Raw genomic sequence first — 17,017 nt, forward strand, 5'->3', positions numbered from 1 at the left:
CGGAGAGAGGAAACACCCATGGCTGACGAGAAGACCTACAAGTTCGTGTGCACCGTCTGTGGCTTCGAGGTCGAGGTCGACACCCCCGAGCTTCCCGAGGACTACACCTGCCCCATGTGCGGCGTCGGTGCCGACATGTTCGAGCTCGTCGAGGAGTAGCCTGAACCACATAGCGTGACCTCCTGGGACGGCTGGGCAACCAGCCGTCCCTTTTGACGCGGGATGGAATGTGTCGGGCGGGTGTGGCGTCGAACGGGCTCGCTCACGCGTAGTAGGGTAGGGGGCGGTCGAATCAAGGGAGGCCCAGCCTTGCGCAAGCGCGCGTCGCAGACATCCGAATCAATAGAGCTCGCCCTCATCCTCGCCCTCTCGGGCGGGCTCATGGACGCCTACTCCTACCTTGGGCGCGGCAAGGTCTTCGCCAACGCCCAGACGGGAAACCTGCTGCTCCTGGGGGTGCACCTCTCTGCCGGAGACTTCGCCGCGACCACGCGCTACGCCTGCCCCGTCCTGGGCTTCGCCGTGGGCTGCGTCCTCGCGCACGAGCTCAAGCTCCGCATGCCGCGCGGGCTTCACTGGAGGCAGTACGTCCTCGTCGTTGAGGTGCTCCTGCTCCTTGCGGTCTCGTTCATGCCGGACGAGCTCAACCTGCTCGCCAACAGCCTCACCTCGCTTGCCTGTGGCATGCAGGTCCAGGCGTTCCGAAAGCTCCACGGCAGGCCATTCGCCACCACCATGTGCATAGGGAACCTTCGTAGCGGCACGCAGGCGCTGGTCTCGTACGCGCACGGTCGCGGCCGCGTCCACCTCAGGACGGCGGTGCTCTACTACGGCGTGATCGCCTGCTTCGTCGTGGGTGCAGTGTTGGGGAACTGGCTGTTGGCGCCCCTCGAACTGTCTGCCATCCGCGTGAGCTGCGTGCTTCTCGCCTTGGCCATCACCCTCATGTTCCATGACCGAGAGGGCAGGGCGAGCCAGGAGTCGTAGGCCGCCTTCCTCCTGCCCTTGGCGGCGTTCTGCCTATTGGCACCTTTTGTAGTAGAAGACGGCTATCTGAGTGCGGTTCCTCAGGGCGAGCTTGGCAAGGATCGCGCTGATGTGATTGCGCACCGTCCCCTCCGAGAGAAATAGGCGCGCGGCGATCTGGGAGTTGTCGAGGCCCTCCGAGACGAGTCTGACCACCTCTCGCTCGCGCTGGGAGAGCGGCGCCAGGGCGGACTCGTCGCCTGTCACAACGCTCCCGCTCAACGTCGTCGCCCTCTCCAGGACCTCTCCCTCCAGGACGCTCTGGCCGGCCATCACTGACCTGAGTGCCTCGGCGTCGTGGAGGATGGGGACTACGAGAGGGCATATGGCCTTGGCCAGATGCTCGACCTCATATCCGGCGACGATGGGGGGGCTTGCGTCCCTCAGCCGCTTTGGCAGCGAGGCAGACGCCATTGCGGCGGCGCACGATGGTGCGATAGACGGCTACGTCACGGTTGACGGCGAAGGCGTTCCCCGGCTGCACGTCGACGCGTCCCTGAACGGCAAGCTGAGCCCCGCGGCGATGCGGGTGGCGCTCAACTCCTACCTGCGCACGCGGATGGAGATTGCCGACGTCGCAAGGCAGGCCCCCCAGCTTCTTGCCGGCGGTGATTTGACGACCACCTTCTCTCGAGGCGTTGACACGCAAGAGCTGCAGGTCACCAAGGTCGCCCCCGACCCCGACGCGCGCTACTACTACTCCCTGCTGGCCATGTCCGCCGGAATGGGCATGATGCTGGCCCGTCCTTGCCGTCAAGAGGACGCAGTCGGGCATTTCGGCCCTTGGCGTGCGCAGCGCCATGGCAGGAACGCCGCGCTGGCGCATTCTCCTGGCGACGCTGCTGGCGGCCTGGGTCTGCGAGTTGGCATGCCTTTGCACGACCTACCTCTTCATGTGGCTGGTCGTGGGAGTCGGCTTTGGCGGCGAGGCAGGCTATGCCTTCGTTGCCCTCGCGGTTTCATCCCTGATGAGCTGTGCGCTGGGCGCCGCGCTTGGCACCACCCGTATTGAGACGGGTGCGGTCTCGGGAATCAGCTGCCTGCTTTCGCTCTTCACGGGACTCTATGGACCGACGGCACAGGGTCTGGCTGACGCCGTCGAGCTGGCGTCCCCCGCTCTCTCTCACGCTAACCCGCTGTGGCATATGGCGAACTGCTTCTACGCCCTGTTGTATTACGACACTCTGGGGCCATTCTTCGAGAGCTGTCTCGTCCTGCTCGCCATGGCAACCGCGTTCTTTGCCGTCGCCGTCCTTCGCATGAGGAGGCTCTCCTATGCCCACCTTTAGGTCTCTGCTCAAGATCATCTGGGGTCATAAGGCCTACATAGCCATCTACCTCGTTCTCATGAACCTCATGGGCGTCCTCATAGGGGCGAGCGCCTCCAACGACCAACCGGCGTCCGCGTTCTCGTATGACCCCACGCGCGTTGCGGTCATCGACAGGGATGGCTCCAGGCTCTCTCGGGGTCTCAAGGACGCGGTCCTAGCCCAAGGGGACCACCGAGAGCTGGCCGATGACGTTCGGGCCATCCAGGACGCCGTTGCCAGGGACGCGGTGAGCTACATCCTCGTGATTCCCGAGGGCTGGGGCGAGAAGCTCGTCGCCGCGGCCAGGGCTGGGGCCTCAGCGCCTGGCCTCGAGGCCTACGTCTCCTACAAGTCCGGCGCCGGAGCGCTCATGCAGGCCAGCGTCACGTCCTATGCAAGCGGGCTCTATGGCTATGCCGCCACGACCGGCTTCGACCAGGACGGAATCGTGGCGCACGTGAACGAGGCCATGAAAAGCGAGGTCGAGGCAAGCCTGATTCCCCAGGCTACGACGCCCCTGCCGAAGTCGTTTCAGGCCTACTGCATGTTCGCCACCTATCCCCTGTTCGCGAGCGTCACCGTCTGCATCGCCATCCTGATGACCAGGCTCAACGGGCGGGCCATACGCGAGCGCAGGATGGGTGCGCCGACCACCGCCCGCAGGCGCAACCTGCGGCTCTATGCCGCATGTCTGACGGTCGGCCTCTTCGCGTGGGCGCTTACCTCGCTTCTGGGCGTCGTCCTCTTTGCAAGGCAGAGCCTGTTGGAGTCGCCGGCTCTCGTGACGCTCTCGGTCCTGGGCCTTCTGGTCTATGCGCTTGCCATTCTCCTCGTGGCGCTCGTCGTGGGACGTAGCAGGGGAATGGCCGAGCTGTAGCACGGCGTCCGTCTGCATCTCGTCGTGACGTCGGGTGCCCGAGGCCCAGCCTGGGGTGGGGCACGGGTGGTGGGCTTGCACTTTCACCGAATCCCGCCTCGCCCCTTGTCGCCCTTGGGTAGAATACGGACACCGGACGCGTCGTCCTTCGACGCACATCGCCCGTTCTTGAACTTTGACAGCGCGCATGGTGGCAGCAGCCCCACAACCTCATGGGGGTGACTGGTTTCGACAGGGTAGTTCTGAGGTGGGCAGCAAGCCGTGGTCTCCTCGCCACGTTAAACAGGGGTACCGTCAAATTGAATTGACGACAACTCTTATCAGGGCTCTTACGCCCTCGCTGCTTAATTTACTAGCAGCCGTCTAACCGGGGATCGCTCCCGTCTTCGGGGTGACGTCATTCTAGGGAGATGCTCCTGCGGACGTGGTTGGTATGCCGCAGGCTAAGACCGAACCAACTGGGATGCCGAACGCGTGTCGTTGGGTGCGAGGCGTCCGAGAGCCAACCAACGACTGAGCTTGGAGACACCTGCCAGGGGATTGCTTTGGACCGGAGTTCGATTCTCCGCACCTCCACCATGATGACGTCAGCCCCCTCCCACCTTGTGCGGGAGGGGGCTTGTGTGACATGCGACGCGTGGTGTCAGCCTTTGCGCTATTCCTAAAAAGGCGCTGCCAAAGCGCCGTCCCGAAAGGATGACGCCGACGTGCGAGGCACGTGCCTGTTGCTTCCTGGCCTACTCGGGAACGTAGGACGAGGCCTTCGGAGGCGTCTTCCCCTTGAGGACCACATGGTAATAGGCATAGGTGAGGGGCTCCTCCGCAAGGAGGTTCCGCGCGTCGTCCAGTTCTCCGACGAAGAGCATGTGGGTGCCGACGTCCAGGCTCTGCACCACCTTGCACGAGACCATTGCCGCGACGTGCTCGGTGGGATAGGGGTCGCCGTTGCCGGTCATGTCGCTCTGGATGCCCTCGAACTTGTCGAAGTCGGTTGAGCTGCGGAAGCCAAAGCGGCCGACGAAGGGCATGTCTGCCGTCTGGGTCAGGGGCGCGAGCGCGAAGTGACCGGCCTTCTCGATCACCTGCTCCGTGTGGTTCTGCTTGTTCACCACGACTGCGACCTGCAGGGGCTTGCTCGTGAGCTGGAGTCCGGTGTTGATGACGCAGGCGCCCACGTCACCGTCGTCCGCCCTTGCGGACACGACATACAGACCAGATGAGAACTTGAATAATGCAGTAGCGTCCATCTTGCCCTCTTCCCCGTGCGCGCCTAGTCGTGGCAGGCGCTCCTCTCCCTTTTGCTGCACTATATCATCCATGATGAGAATGGCTCGGACGCCCGATGCCAGCGGCCCGTTGGCGTTGGGTGGCGGCACTGACGGGAGGGGGATTGCATGGCACGAGGCAACGCGCTCGTCCTCGAGGGCGGCGGCTTCAGGGGCATGTTCACGGCTGGCGTCCTGGACGTGCTGCAAGAGAGGGGCGTCTACGACTTCGCAAGCGTCTGGGGAGTCTCGGCGGGTGCCATCAACGCGGCGAGCTACAAGTCGCGCCAGATCGGGCGCACGATGCGCATCATGCTCGCCTTCCGGGACGACCGGCGCTTCATGTCGCTCTGGTCCTTTGCCACGACGGGCAACCTCGCTGGTGGCGAGTTCATGTACGAGGAGATCCAGAACCACCTGGACCCAGGTGACGACGTGGCCTTCAACGCCAATGCCACGCGCATGTTTGCCGTGGCGAGTGACGTGGTGTTTGGCACTCCCGCCTACCTGGAGTGTGCGAGCTTTCCCGAGGACGTGGTCAAGGTGCGCGCCTCGGCTTCGCTTCCGCTGGTCTCCAGCATGGTGCAGATCGACGGGCACCGCTACCTGGATGGCGGCACCACGGACTCCATCCCCTTCGAGGTGGCGTTGGGGCGTGAGGGCGCGGCGAAGGTCGAGGGCTACGAACCGGCCGATCGCGCCTTGGTGGTGATCACGCAGGACCGCGACTACCAGAAGTCCGGCCTCAACGAGCGCATCACGGTGCGGAGCCATCGCTACGACGGCTTCCCCTACTACGAGGAGGCCCTTTCCGTGCGTGCCTCCTCGTACAACGCCAAGCGCGAGAGGCTCTTCGCCCTCGAGGCCAAGGAGTCGAGCCCGGTCCTGGTGATAGCGCCCGCGCAGCCCGTCGAGGTCTCGACCAACGAGCATGACGGGGGGAAGCTGCTGGACCTCTACCTGCAGGGCAGGGAGCAGGCGACCAAGCGCCTGGACGAGGTCCGTGCCTTCCTCGCGGGACGGTCGGGCGCGTCTTGGGGGGACAGGGCATGACCATCAACGAAATCGCCCAGATGGCGAACGTGTCGCGGGCCACCGTGTCGCGCTACCTCAACGACGGGTATGTCAGCGAGGAGAAGCGCAAGCGCATCGCCCGCGTGATCGAGCAGACGGGTTATGTGCCGTCCCAGCAGGCGCGCACCCTGCGCACGGGCAAGACGCAGTTCGTTGGGGTCATCATCCCCAAGATTAGTTCCGAGTCCATCGCGCGGGAGGTTGCGGGCATCACCTCGGTCCTTGTCGCCTCGGGTTACAGCACCGTGCTCGCCAACACGGACGGCGACGGATCGGCAGAGATCTCATACATCAAGTCCTTGGCCGACCAGGGCCGGAGCGACGGCATCATCCTCATCGGGACTGAGATAACGGAAGAGCACGAGCGACTCTTCAGGAGCCTTCCCCTGCCCCTCGTGGTGCTGGGCCAGCATGTCAAAGGCGTCAACTGCGTCTACTTCAACGACTATGACAGCATGTATGACCTCACGCTCTGCTGTACCGTGGGCAGCAGCCATCCTGCCTTCATAGCCGTGCCCGAGAGGGACTACGCGACGGGCTTCCTTCGTCGCAAGGCCTTCGTTGACGCTATCGGGCACCAGGGGTTCGACGTGGACGCGGCACCCATCGAGGAAGGCAGGTTCAACGTGCGGTCGGGCTTCGACTGCGCGGCAAGGATCATGGAGGCCCATCCTCAGACGGACGCCATCGTCTGCGCCACCGACGAGATCGCGGCGGGTGCCCTGCTGTACCTCCACGACAGCGGACGCGTCGTGCCGGGGGACGTGCGCCTCACGGGGCTAGGCGACTCCATGCTCGCCAAGGTGGTGAGCCCCAGCCTCACCACCGCCCACTACTACTATCGCACCAGCGGCGCGGAGGCGGCACGCATGCTCCTCGAGCTGATGGAGCAGAGCGAGGCAGCCCCGCATGAGGTCAAGATGGGCTACAAGCTCGTCCTGGGAGGCTCGACGCACAGTCCTGCATAGTCCTTCGCCTCCGTCGGCGAGGGAGCGGCAGGTTCGCCCGCCTGCAAAGTTCCCCGTTTGTCGACAAAAACCTACCGTTCACATGCGCTCGGCAAAAGGTGTTCCTTTTGTGAAGGCGTCCTCCTAATCTTATTCAAAGGTGTGAGAACGATTTCACACAGACCTAAGACTGCAGGTCGTAGCAGGACAAGGGAGGAAGAATGGCGCTGGATTACAAAGAGGCCGCAAGGGCCACGCTGGAGGCGATCGGAGGCGCGTCAAACGTCGTGTCCGCCGCTCATTGCGCGACCCGACTACGCCTCGTGATTGCCGACAACGGCAAGATCGACAAGGACAAGCTCGAGGACATCCCCGGCGCGAAGGGCAACTTCGAGGCCTCGGGCCAGCTGCAGATCATCTTTGGCACGGGCACGGTCGACAAGGTCTACGACGAGTTCATCGGCCAGGGCAACATCAGCGCGGCGAGCAAGGCCGAGGTCAAGGAGGCTGCCGCCAAGAACCAGAACAAGTTCATGGCGGCCATCAAGGTCCTCTCTGACGTCTTCGTCCCCATCATCCCGGCAATCGTCGCCTCCGGCATGCTCATGGGCATCATGGGGGCCATCCCCTTCCTCTTCCCGAACGTCGACCTCTCCAACAACGTGTACTGGAAGATCGCGGGCCTGATCAACGCCTGCGCGCTTGCGAACCTCCAGATCCTCCTGGGCTTCTCCGCCGCAACTGTCTTCGGCGGCAACCCCTACCTCGGCGCGTCACTGGGTGCCTTGCTCATCAGCGGTGACTTCATCAACGCATACAACGCCTCCACCGCCATCGCCGACGGCACGATGGTCACCTTCAACGTCGTCCCCGGTCTCTATAGCATCGACTGGGTGGGCTACCAGGGGCATGTTATCCCCATCCTCGTGGGAGTCTGGATTCTCTGCTTCTTCGAGAAGCGCCTGCACAAGATCGTCCCCGAGATGTTCGACCTCTTCCTGACGCCGCTCCTGTCCGTCTCGATCGCGGCCTACGTGACGATCCTCTTCATCGGCCCCATCTTCGTCTTCCTCGAGAACGCCATCCTTGGCCTGCTCATGGCCTTGCTCTCCGTTCCCTTCGGCCTTGGCAACGCGGTCATCGGCCTGATCTACAGCCCGTCGGTCGTCACTGGCCTGCACCAGATGTACACCGCCATCGACGTCTCGATGATCGCCCAGCACGGCGTCACCTACTGGCTGCCCCTGGCCTCTGCCGCAAACATCGCGCAGGGCGGTGCCTGCCTGGCCGTTGCCCTCAAGACCAGGTCTGACAAGACCAAGGCCCTCGCGGTGCCCTCCGGCATCTCCTGCCTGCTTGGCATCACCGAGCCCGCAATCTTCGGCGTCAACCTGCCCAAGGTCAAGCCCTTCGTCGCTGGCATGGTCGGCTCTGCCGTCGGCTGCGTGATCTGCTACTTCACCAACCTCTCTGCCACCGGCACCGGCGTGACCGGCATCTTCGGCATCTTGCTCTGCATCGACAATGCCGTTGGCTATGTCATCATGTTCGCTGCCGCCTTTGCGGTCGCCTTCGGTATCACCTGGACCCTCTACTCCGACGAGGCCGACGCCAAGAGGCAGGGCAAGTCCCTGCCCGAGCAGGCCGTCGCCTCCACCCAGGCGGCTGCCAACCAGACCGCTGCGGTCGCCGCGAGCGTCGCCCAGTCCAACCAGGGTGTCACCGCCCCCACCGACGCCGAGGTCATCTTCGCGCCCTGCGCCGGTCAGGCGATCGGCCTCGATCAGGTGGACGACCCCGTCTTCGCCAGCAAGGCGATGGGTGACGGCGCCGCCGTGGTTCCCAGCGACGGCAAGATGTACGCCCCCGTCACGGGCACCGTCACGGTCCTGGCCGAGACCGGCCACGCCATCGGCCTGCTCTCTGACGAGGGTGCCGAGATTCTGATCCACATCGGCATCGACACCGTCAACCTCAAGGGCGCGCCCTTCACGCCTCACACCACCGTGGGTGCGGTAGTCAAGAAGGGTGACCTGCTCATGGAGGTCGACCTCGGTGCCATCAAGGCCGCCAATCTTGATCCGACGACCATGGTCATCGTCACTAACACTGACGAGTACGGGACCGTCAACACCCACACTGGCGGCGCGGTGAAGGCCGGAGCCGCGCTCATCGAACTCGGATAGGGCGCTTGCGCCAGACATGCGCGTGTGGGGGGCGGCTGCCACGAGCGGCTGCCCCCCGTTGGAATGAGGGCCCTTGTGGGCCGACCCATCGTTTGAAAGGGAGCTCGGCATGATTGACGTTACTGCCATGGGTGAGGTGCTCATAGACTTTACGGACGCGGGCATATCTGACGCCGGCCAGAAGCTCTTCGAGCGAAACCCTGGGGGTGCACCGGCAAACGTGCTGGTCGCCCTCCAGCGCCTGGGTCACCAGACTGCCTTTCTGGGCAAGGTCGGTGACGACATGCACGGCAGGTTCCTGCGTGCCACGATGGAGGCCAACAACATCGACGTGCGAGGGTTGCTGACGGATCCGAGCTACTTCACGACCCTGGCCTTCGTGGCGCTCGACGAGCAGGGAGACCGTTCCTTCTCGTTCGCGCGCAAGCCTGGGGCCGACACCCAGATCACCACCGACGAGCTCGACACGAGGCTCATCGCCGAGAGCAGGGTCTTCCACATCGGCTCCCTCTCCCTCACCGACGAACCTGCACGCTCCGCGACCTTCGCTGCGCTGGACGTGGCAAGGTCCGCCGGCTGCGTTATGAGCTATGACCCCAATTACCGCGCCAACCTCTGGCCGGGCGTGGAGGCGGCCATGGAGCAGATGCGCGCCGTGGTGCCTTACATGGACATCATGAAGATGAGTGACAACGAGTGCGAGCTGCTGACCGGTCGCCGCGACCCCGCCGAAGCGGCGAGGGCGCTGGTCTCTGGTGGAGTGAAGGTCTGCTGTGTCACCCTGGGCTCCGAAGGCGCCCTGGTATGCACCAAAGATGGCGTCACGGCAGTTCCGCCGTTCAAGACCGAGGCGGTGGACACCACGGGTGCCGGCGACTCCTTCTGGGGCGGGTTCCTTGCCGCCTTTCTCGAAAGCGGCCTGGCCCCCGCAGAGGTGGCACTTGATGAGGCAGTGGGGATGGCTCGCATGGGCAATGCCGTGGCGTCGCTCTGCGTCCGCAAGCGTGGCGGCATCCCCGCGATGCCCGAGCGTGCCGAAGTGCTTGGGGTCCTGGCGTAGCCAGCCGACGCCTGCCCCTCGCGCGCACCCACGTCAACCCTCCCGAATCGAGGAAGCCCCATGGCCGTCGACATCAACTGGAACCCCAAGCACAACTGGCGACTGCGCTTCCACCTGCAGACGCCCACGGGCGGCCTGACCGACCCCAACGGCCTGTCCCAGCTCAACGGGGTCTACCACTGGTTTCACCAGTACACGCCCAAGTGGCCCGCCGTGGGGCATGGCTGGGGGCACTGGACGAGCGAGGACCTCGTGAGCTGGACCTTCCATGGCGAGGTGATCCGGCCCGATTGCGAGCTTGACCGCAACGGCTCCTACTCGGGGTCCGCGCTGGTCAAGGATGACAGGCTGTGGTGCTACTACACGGGCAACGTGCTCGACCCCGGCGAGCATGACTATGACTTCGAGGGGCGTCGTGCAAACGAGATACTCGTGACCTCCGAGGACGGCAACACGTTCAGCGAGAAGGTCTGCGTCCTCGACAACGAGGGATATCCCGCCTACTGCTCCAACCACGTGCGCGACCCCAAGGTGTGGGAGCAGGACGGGGCCTTCCACATGCTGCTGGGCGCCCGTACGTCGGACAGTCGTGGCACCGTGCTCCTATATCGCTCGGGCGATGGGCTCGCCTGGGAGTTCGAGGGGTCGGCGACGTCGCGCGGCAGAAGGGGCTTCGGCTATATGTGGGAATGCCCCAACGCCGTTCGACTGGACGGTCGCGAGTTCCTCTTCGTGTGTCCCCAAGGGGTCCCCAAGCAGCCGTTCAAGTATCAGAACATCCACAACTGCGGCTACTTCCCGGTGGAGGGGAAGGTCATCGACCTGCTTGGGCGGGACCCGAAGGGAATGGACGGCGAGGGGCCCTATGCCTGCTTCGACGAGGGGGACTTCGTCGAGACCGACTACGGCTTCGACTTCTACTGCCCCCAGGTCTTCGAAGACGAGCGCGGCCGTGTGCTCTGCGTGGGGTGGATCGGCCTGCCAGACGTGGAGTTCCAGTACGAGACGCCGACGCGCGAGTGGATGCACACGCTGACCCTGCCGCGCGAGCTCTCCCTCAATAAGTCCGGCCGGGTGTGCTTCTGGCCCGTCGAGGAGGTGGACTCCCTGCGCGGCACGGAAGTCGAGTTTAGCGAGGGCGCCGCGCCGGGCGCCACGGGCTATGTGGGGTCGCAGACGACCTGCGACATGTTCGACGTCACGGGGGCGAAGTCGGCCCGTTTCCCCAACGGGACGGCGGACGTGCTCATCAAGGACATCAAGGGAGAGGGGCGCGTCATCATTGGCTCCGACCTCGAGCTCCTCCTCCATGGGGACATGCTCGAGCTCGACTTTCAGAGTCCCTCGGGACGCTGGCGCACCAACCGCCGCCTGCCCCTTTCGGCCTTGAGCGCGGGACGCGTGACCGACCTGCGCATCCTGGTGGACACCTCTGTCATAGAGATTTACGTAAACGGGGGAGAGAAGACCATGACCACGCGCTGGTATCCCCTGGAGGTTACCGACTTGCACGTGACGTCTGACCTCCAGGCATGGCACGGCGCCTGGGAGATGGGCGCCTTTGTCTTCAACAACGTGGGCTAGGGGCGTAGCACGCCCGCGTGACGCGTGGCATTGCACGTGGCCACGGGCGCGCGCAGATTAGCCGTAGTTTGCGCGCGCCTGTGCGAAGCTGCAGGTCATCGTGAAGTCACGCGCAGTTTGCGAATGGAGTGCGCGGCTGGCTCTCTCCCTACGGGGTGGGCCAGCCGCGCATTGTCCCAAACCTCCGCTGCGGCGGACAAGTCAGTGGCTACGCCTCGTACCACTCACCCTCGAGGGCGTGCTCGAGCCACTTGGCGACGCCGTCCTCCCACATCGTGTCGACGACGCACGACGCCTGCTCCATGATTGCCTCGGAGGCGTTGCCCACGGCCACGAACACGCCGACGTGCGGCACCATGGGCAGGTCGTTGCCCGAGTCGCCGAAGGCCACGAGCTGCTCCCTGTCCAGCCCCAGCCGCTCCCGCACCCATTCGATGCCCGAGCCCTTCTCGACCCCCTTGAGGGTGATCTCTATCTCGGTGGGGGTGACGACGGCAATCTGCAGGTCTCCTCGCCCTTCCAACTCTGCGGCATCGCGCGCCAGGTCGTCTGCGGTGTCGAAGCAGGCACCCATCTTCTCGACGAAGCTCGTCACCTCGTCGACCGCGAGAATCTCGGGTTCGACGTCGTCGACGGTGAAGCGGTTGGGGATGCTCGAGATCTCTTCGTCGAGGTCCTCGTCGCTCAGGGTGCTGCTGTCGTCCAGTCGATGCACGGCCTGGGTCATGTAGGACACGAGTCGCTTCTCGAAGTAGGCCCCCCTCGAGGTGAGCACGTTGAGGCCGGCGCCGCGGGAGTGCAGCCAATGTGCCATATCGAGCGCCATGTCGCGGGGGATGGCCTTGCTCGCCAGGTGACGGCCTTCTCCGTCGAGGATTTGCCCGCCGTTGACGGTGATGTAGTAGTCGATGCAGGGCAGCCTGATGGCGTCGGGCACGATGGGCAGGTTGCGGCCGGTCGAGATGACGTTGGCGCAGCCCGCCGCATGCACGGCCTCCAGGGCGGCGACCGTGCGCTCGGAGACGCGGGTCAGGTCGAGGATGGTGCCGTCCAGGTCATAGAATGCCGCGCCGATGCCTTGGGGGAAGTGCGTGTTTGCGGGTAGCAAGGGGTGCTCCTTCGTGTTCGGGCTCCGGCTGGGTTGGAGGGCGCCGTGCCCGTCGGTGGCCATGTCCCTACGAGTGTGTTACCTCGAAGGAATGCGACGAGAGGTCCGCGTCGAGCTGCGCCCAGGCTTCGCCTGCGGTGCGGCGGATGCGAAGCCTGCTGCCCTGGGCGTCTGCCTCGAGCTCGCCCTCGACGTCGAACGCGGGATGGCTGTTCCGCAGCTCCATCAACTCGACGAGGTCCCTCACGACAGGGCGCTCGACCTCGCGGTCTATCTCGTCGACGCTGTAGTAGTGGCGGTTGATGTTGCGGCCCTCCTTGGTGGACTCGAGCAGCTCTATGTCGTTGCTGCCAGCGAGCAGGCCGACGTAGTAGACCATGGGCACCCCGCGGGCGAAGAACTGGACGGCGCGGGCGAGCAGGTAGGCGTCATCGTCATTGCCGAGTGCGGAGTAGTAGGTGGTGTTGACCTGGTAGATGTCGAGGTTGTTGTATGCCTCGGTGTTGTAGACCTTCTTGACGTTGGCCCCCTCCGAGAACATCTTGTCCTTGGTGTAGTCGACGGCCTCGTCGGGCAGCAGGTCCTTCACGTCGACGATGCCCAGGCCGTCGTGGGTGTCGAGGGTGGTGAACTGATGCTTGGGGCTCATCATGAGCCAGTTTGCGAGGTAGCTGCCCTCGCCCGAATAGAGGGCATGCAGGGTCAGCACGGGCAGGGCGAAGTCGTAGACCCAGTAGCCCTTGTCCGCGACCTGCATCTGGATGGTGTAGTGCTCGTGAATCTCGGGGAGCACCATGACGTCGTAGGGGTCAAGCACCTCCTGCATGTCGCGCAGGAGCTCGGTCGTATCCGGCTCCACGAAGAAGCAGCTGCTGCCCGCGCGCTTGGCGGCGTAGGCGAAGGCGTCGAGGCGAATGATGGAGGCGTTGTTCTCGGCCATGTGGGTCAGTGTCTCGCGGAAGAAGCGCTGCGCGCGATCGGACCTGATGTTGATGTCGATCTGCTCCTCCCCGAAGGTGCACCACACGTCCTCGCGACTGCCGTCGGCGAACTCCGCCACGACGCTCGGCGCCTTGGGCTTGCGCTTGTAGATGGCGTCCACCTGTTCCTGGGTCGGGGCGCCCCCCGGCCAGAAGTCCTTGTACCTGATGAAGAAGTCGGCGAACTCCGATTCGTCCTTCTTGGCCAGGAAGTCCTGGAAGTAGGGAGATTGGCGCGAGATGTGGTTGATCATGAAGTCGAACATCAGATAGCGCCTCTCGCCTATGCGACGCACGTCATCCCAGCTGCCAAGGGCGGGGTCGACGATGTCATAGCGCATGGGGGCGAAGCCGCGGTCTGCCGAGCTAGGAAAGAAGGGCAGTATGTGCACCCCGCCCACGGCCTTGTCGAAGTGCCTGGCAAGCACCTGGTCGAGGTCCCGGAGGTTCTTCCCCAGGCTGTCGGCGTAGGTGATGAGCATGATCTTGTTCTCGAACCTCATGTGACTCTCCCTGCGGCTGGTGGGTGCTGTGGATGTCGTGCCTCCGTGCGTGGCCTAGAGGCCGAGGATGGTGAAGTCCGCTGACGAGTTGGTGGACATCGAGTTGCCCAGGCCATAGACCATGTTGCTGATGATGTACTCGCCGTCATTGACGTAGACCTCGACGATGTGCCCGTGCACGAGCATCTCGATTTTGTTCTCGTCTGCCACCTCGGGCGTCATGGAGTGCATATGCGTGAAGCCCTCGCGCGGACGGTAGACCTTGCTGCGGTCGACGTGGACGCGGTTCTTGTCCTGCCACACGCGCAGACCGCCGATGTCGATGTGGTCGCCTTCGTGCAAGGTGGTCCCGAAGAGATAGGGACGGTGGTGCGCTGACGCATTGGTGCGGTGGGCGATGGCATGGCGTACGTTGGGATGCAGGCGGAAGTAGGTGTGCCCGTTGACGACCTCGATTATGCGCGGTGCGGTGAACATGCCGATCCACTTGTCGTCGACGGGCTCGGGCATGCGCATCCAGCCCACCATGACGCGACGACCCTCGGCATCGGTCGTGGTCTGCGGCGCATAGAAGTCGTGGCCGTAGTCGGTGAGGCGCCGCTTGCCAGTGAACTCGATGGAGCAGCCCGCTTCGTCGTAGTCGACGACGAAGCAGACGCTTTGGTCGTCGCTGCCGCCCTCGTAGCCCATCAGCGAGGCGAGGAGCACGGTGCTCCCGTCGACCCTGAAGAGGTCGGGGCACTCGCACATCCAGCCGAGCTCGGGGTCGAGGACGGTGCGGTTGACGTACTCCCAGTTGACGAGGTCCTGGCTCCTGTAAAAGAGGACTTCCCCCTGCCTGCGATGGATGTTGCTGCCCAGGACCAGGTACCAGCCATCGGAACCCTGCCATACCTTCGGGTCGCGCGTGTGGGTGGCGTCGCCCAGCTCGGGGTCCTCGATGGGTGGGATGATGACGCGCTTGTCCTCGAAGTTGTTGAAGTTGCGGCCGTCGGGCGACTCGATGGTGAGCTGCGCCGAGGTGAAGTGGCCGGGAATGCACTTGTTGATGTCGTCGGGGTCGAACTCGTCGTAGTGGACGCCCGTGTAGAAGAGGCGGAGCCTGCCCCCGCTTTCGATGGCGCTGCCCGAGAAGCAACCGTTCTGGTCGGCGGGCTTGGAGGGGAACAGCGCGATGTCCTCCTGCTGCCAGTTGACGAGGTCGGGGCTGATGGCGTGTCCCCAGCAGATGGTCCCCCATTGTGTGGCATGGGGGAAGTACTGGTAGAAGAGGTGGTACTCGCCCTTGTAGTAGATGAACCCGTTGGGGTCGTTCATCCAGCCCCGATGCGTGTGGAAGTTGATGCTCTGCATGTGTGCCTCTCCGTGGTGGCTGTCTTGTGGCGTCGGGTCCTGCTCCTAGCGGTCGACGACGTAGTTGACGCTGATGGGCGACATGGGGTACCAGGTGGCGGTGGCCTCGGGGAAGTCGACGCTCACCCTGATGTCCTCGGCCTCGCTGTAGTAGCGGGTGCCGAAGACGGTCTCGCCGCCGTTGACGAAGATCTCGAGGACGGAGGTGTCCATGACGACGCGGACGTCGCGCACGGCATCGACCCTGGCGCGGCGGACCTTCCTGCCCTGGCCCGTCTCGTCGTCGATGAACTCCAACTCTGCCACCCCGTCGTGGAAGCGCAGCTCGAGGGCGTCGTCGAAGCGCAGGGTGCCTTCTCCCTCGATGCCAGAGACCACGAGGTCCGACACCTTGGGGATGCTGGCGCTGCCCTCGAAGGCGACCGCCTTCCCGCGGAGCGCGTCGATTTCCGCCACGGGGTTCTGAAGGATGTGTCCGTCCGGACCCAGCGCGAGCTCGCGCGGGACCGTGAGGCAGCCGCGCCAGGTGCTGGTGGGATTGTCGTAGGGTCGCACGTCGTTCTTGTCATGGGGCAGGCTCATCCAGCCTACGAGGAGCGTGCGGCCCCTCTCGTCTACGAGGGTCTGGCAGGCATAGAAGTCGAAGCCGTGGTCCCACTCGACGAAGGTCGTCTGGTCGATGGCGGCGTGTGGGGCCTTGGCGTCCATGAGCTCGTGGTCCTGGTGGAGAAGGTCCAGAAGGGTCCCCTCGATGGGGAAGTAGCCGTTGCCGTGCACGTTCTGGAGCATGTAGGGGAGGCCGAGCTCGTCCGTGCCCTGGGGGCAGGTGGCAAGGAACTCGTGGGGCGCGCCCTTCTCGTCTGCGAGGACGATGCGGTCGGGGCACTCCCACATGTAGCCGAAGGGCGTGGGGTCGGTGTTGGTGACCGAGCCCTCGAGCTCCCAGGCCTCGCCGTCCTCGGAGCGATAGCACAGAACCGCGCCGCGGCTGTCCTCGCGCGTCCTCGCGCCCAGCAGCATGTGGAAGGCGCCGTCCTGCTTCCAGACCTTGGGGTCGCGCACGTGGTTGGAGCAGTAGGCGGGGTATCCGGAGTTGTCGAGCACGACCTCCTTGGGGCCCAGGTGGATGCCGTTGTAGCTGCGCATGCGCGTCTGGTTGGCAAGGCGGCCGGCGAGCGTGCCGTCACCCTCGGGCAGGCGGACATTGCCCGTGTAGTAGTACCAGACCTCGCCGCCGTGGTCGGCGCCGTCCTCGGGGGTGGCGAGGTAGGCGCCTCCAGAGTAGGAGCCGTCCTTGTCGGAGGGGCAGTCGGGCATGACCTGGCAGCCCAGGAAGACCCAGTTGGTCAGGTCGCGGCTGACGTAGTGGCCCCAGCCGTGGGGGCTGTCGAAGTTGCCGGGGTACTCGGGGGCGTTCTGGCAGCAGATGTGATAGGTGCCGCGGAACTGGCACAGTCCGTTGGGGTCGCTGAGGGAGCCTTTCTGGGGTGCAAGGTGGAGTTTGGGACGCCAGGATTCGTCGCTCATGAAATGCCCCTTCCCTGGGTGTGCCGAGGCGTGCACGGACCCTGCCAGCACGTCTGCATATCTGCTTATAATCTTATCTGAGAACGATTTCATAGTATGCCAGGCGGCGGCGAGCGGCACCCGCGTCGTGCGAGTGGTTTTCCTGCCGTGCAGGGCGAGCTCCTATGATGTGTGTGTCTAGAGAGGGGGAGGAGCCCAGCCGATGGAAGCGCGCTTT

The 17,017-nt window shown here is 64.5% G+C and carries 15 protein-coding genes and 1 other RNA gene; 10 read left to right on the plus strand and 6 right to left on the minus strand.

What is annotated here, in order from left to right:
* Positions 1–18: 18 nt before the first annotated feature.
* Together ACMPH2_RS06220 and ACMPH2_RS06225 are read left to right on the plus strand one after the other, a co-directional pair.
* A complete protein-coding gene (locus ACMPH2_RS06220) occupies positions 19–159 on the plus strand; it encodes a rubredoxin-like domain-containing protein (RefSeq protein WP_009278154.1) in 141 nt (46 codons plus the stop codon).
* A gap of 150 nt (positions 160–309) precedes the next feature.
* The gene (locus ACMPH2_RS06225; RefSeq protein ID WP_072500191.1) at positions 310–987 is read left to right on the plus strand and encodes a YoaK family protein; all 678 of its coding nucleotides are present in this window, start codon (positions 310–312) and stop codon (positions 985–987) included.
* 33 nt (positions 988–1,020) lie between these two features.
* Here ACMPH2_RS06225 and ACMPH2_RS06230 read toward each other — a convergent pair whose 3' ends face one another.
* Complete coding sequence (locus ACMPH2_RS06230; protein WP_417118923.1) at positions 1,021–1,440, minus strand: helix-turn-helix transcriptional regulator; 420 nt, start codon at positions 1,438–1,440, stop codon at positions 1,021–1,023.
* Between the two features lie 386 nt (positions 1,441–1,826).
* Between ACMPH2_RS06230 and ACMPH2_RS06235 the strand changes: the two genes are divergently transcribed.
* The 3 genes from ACMPH2_RS06235 to ssrA all read left to right on the plus strand — a co-directional run bounded on the left by ACMPH2_RS06235 (position 1,827) and on the right by ssrA (position 3,792).
* Complete coding sequence (locus ACMPH2_RS06235) at positions 1,827–2,315, plus strand: ABC transporter permease (RefSeq protein ID WP_129583189.1); 489 nt, start codon at positions 1,827–1,829, stop codon at positions 2,313–2,315.
* Positions 2,302–3,213: an ABC transporter permease gene (locus ACMPH2_RS06240; RefSeq protein ID WP_417118924.1), complete on the plus strand. Its 912-nt coding sequence runs from the start codon at positions 2,302–2,304 to the stop codon at positions 3,211–3,213. The genes ACMPH2_RS06235 and ACMPH2_RS06240 overlap by 14 nt, the downstream gene beginning before the upstream one ends.
* Positions 3,214–3,427: 214 nt before the next feature.
* Positions 3,428–3,792, plus strand: a transfer-messenger RNA (tmRNA) gene (gene ssrA, locus ACMPH2_RS06245).
* A 158-nt stretch (positions 3,793–3,950) separates the two neighbouring features.
* Here the strand turns inward: ssrA and ACMPH2_RS06250 are convergent.
* Complete coding sequence (locus ACMPH2_RS06250; RefSeq protein WP_417118925.1) at positions 3,951–4,460, minus strand: flavin reductase family protein; 510 nt, start codon at positions 4,458–4,460, stop codon at positions 3,951–3,953.
* A gap of 147 nt (positions 4,461–4,607) precedes the next feature.
* Here ACMPH2_RS06250 and ACMPH2_RS06255 point away from each other — a divergent pair, with 147 nt between their 5' ends.
* The 5 genes from ACMPH2_RS06255 (at position 4,608) to ACMPH2_RS06275 (ending at position 11,329) form a co-directional block, all read left to right on the plus strand.
* Entirely contained in the window at positions 4,608–5,531 is a 924-nt protein-coding gene (locus ACMPH2_RS06255) for a patatin-like phospholipase family protein (RefSeq protein WP_417118926.1), read from the plus strand.
* Positions 5,528–6,520 (plus strand): LacI family DNA-binding transcriptional regulator, encoded by a 993-nt coding sequence (locus ACMPH2_RS06260; protein WP_072500186.1) that lies wholly within the window; start codon positions 5,528–5,530, stop codon positions 6,518–6,520. Before ACMPH2_RS06255 ends, ACMPH2_RS06260 begins: the two co-directional genes overlap by 4 nt.
* Before the next feature lie 200 nt (positions 6,521–6,720).
* Positions 6,721–8,685 carry a PTS sucrose transporter subunit IIABC gene (locus ACMPH2_RS06265; protein ID WP_417118927.1) on the plus strand — a complete coding sequence of 655 codons (1,965 nt, stop codon included), beginning with the start codon at positions 6,721–6,723 and terminating at the stop codon, positions 8,683–8,685.
* Between the two features lie 109 nt (positions 8,686–8,794).
* The gene (locus tag ACMPH2_RS06270; RefSeq protein WP_314638926.1) at positions 8,795–9,745 is read left to right on the plus strand and encodes a carbohydrate kinase family protein; all 951 of its coding nucleotides are present in this window, start codon (positions 8,795–8,797) and stop codon (positions 9,743–9,745) included.
* 60 nt (positions 9,746–9,805) lie between these two features.
* The gene (locus ACMPH2_RS06275; RefSeq protein ID WP_417118928.1) at positions 9,806–11,329 is read left to right on the plus strand and encodes a glycoside hydrolase family 32 protein; all 1,524 of its coding nucleotides are present in this window, start codon (positions 9,806–9,808) and stop codon (positions 11,327–11,329) included.
* 208 nt (positions 11,330–11,537) lie between these two features.
* Here the strand turns inward: ACMPH2_RS06275 and ACMPH2_RS06280 are convergent, their stop codons facing one another.
* The 4 genes from ACMPH2_RS06280 to ACMPH2_RS06295 all read right to left on the minus strand — a co-directional run bounded on the left by ACMPH2_RS06280 (position 11,538) and on the right by ACMPH2_RS06295 (position 16,800).
* Positions 11,538–12,437 (minus strand): HAD-IIB family hydrolase, encoded by a 900-nt coding sequence (locus tag ACMPH2_RS06280; protein ID WP_314638924.1) that lies wholly within the window; start codon positions 12,435–12,437, stop codon positions 11,538–11,540.
* Positions 12,438–12,504: 67 nt separating this feature from the next.
* Positions 12,505–13,920 carry a sucrose phosphorylase gene (gtfA, locus tag ACMPH2_RS06285; RefSeq protein ID WP_417118929.1) on the minus strand — a complete coding sequence of 472 codons (1,416 nt, stop codon included), beginning with the start codon at positions 13,918–13,920 and terminating at the stop codon, positions 12,505–12,507.
* Positions 13,921–13,974: 54 nt separating this feature from the next.
* A complete protein-coding gene (locus ACMPH2_RS06290; protein ID WP_417118930.1) occupies positions 13,975–15,273 on the minus strand; it encodes a glycoside hydrolase family 32 protein in 1,299 nt (432 codons plus the stop codon).
* A 45-nt stretch (positions 15,274–15,318) separates the two neighbouring features.
* Entirely contained in the window at positions 15,319–16,800 is a 1,482-nt protein-coding gene (locus ACMPH2_RS06295) for a glycoside hydrolase family 32 protein (protein WP_314638922.1), read from the minus strand.
* Positions 16,801–17,017: the final 217 nt, after the last annotated feature.

It is taken from the genome of Olsenella phocaeensis (assembly GCF_048189965.1).
GTDB lineage: Bacteria > Actinomycetota > Coriobacteriia > Coriobacteriales > Atopobiaceae > Olsenella_I > Olsenella_I phocaeensis.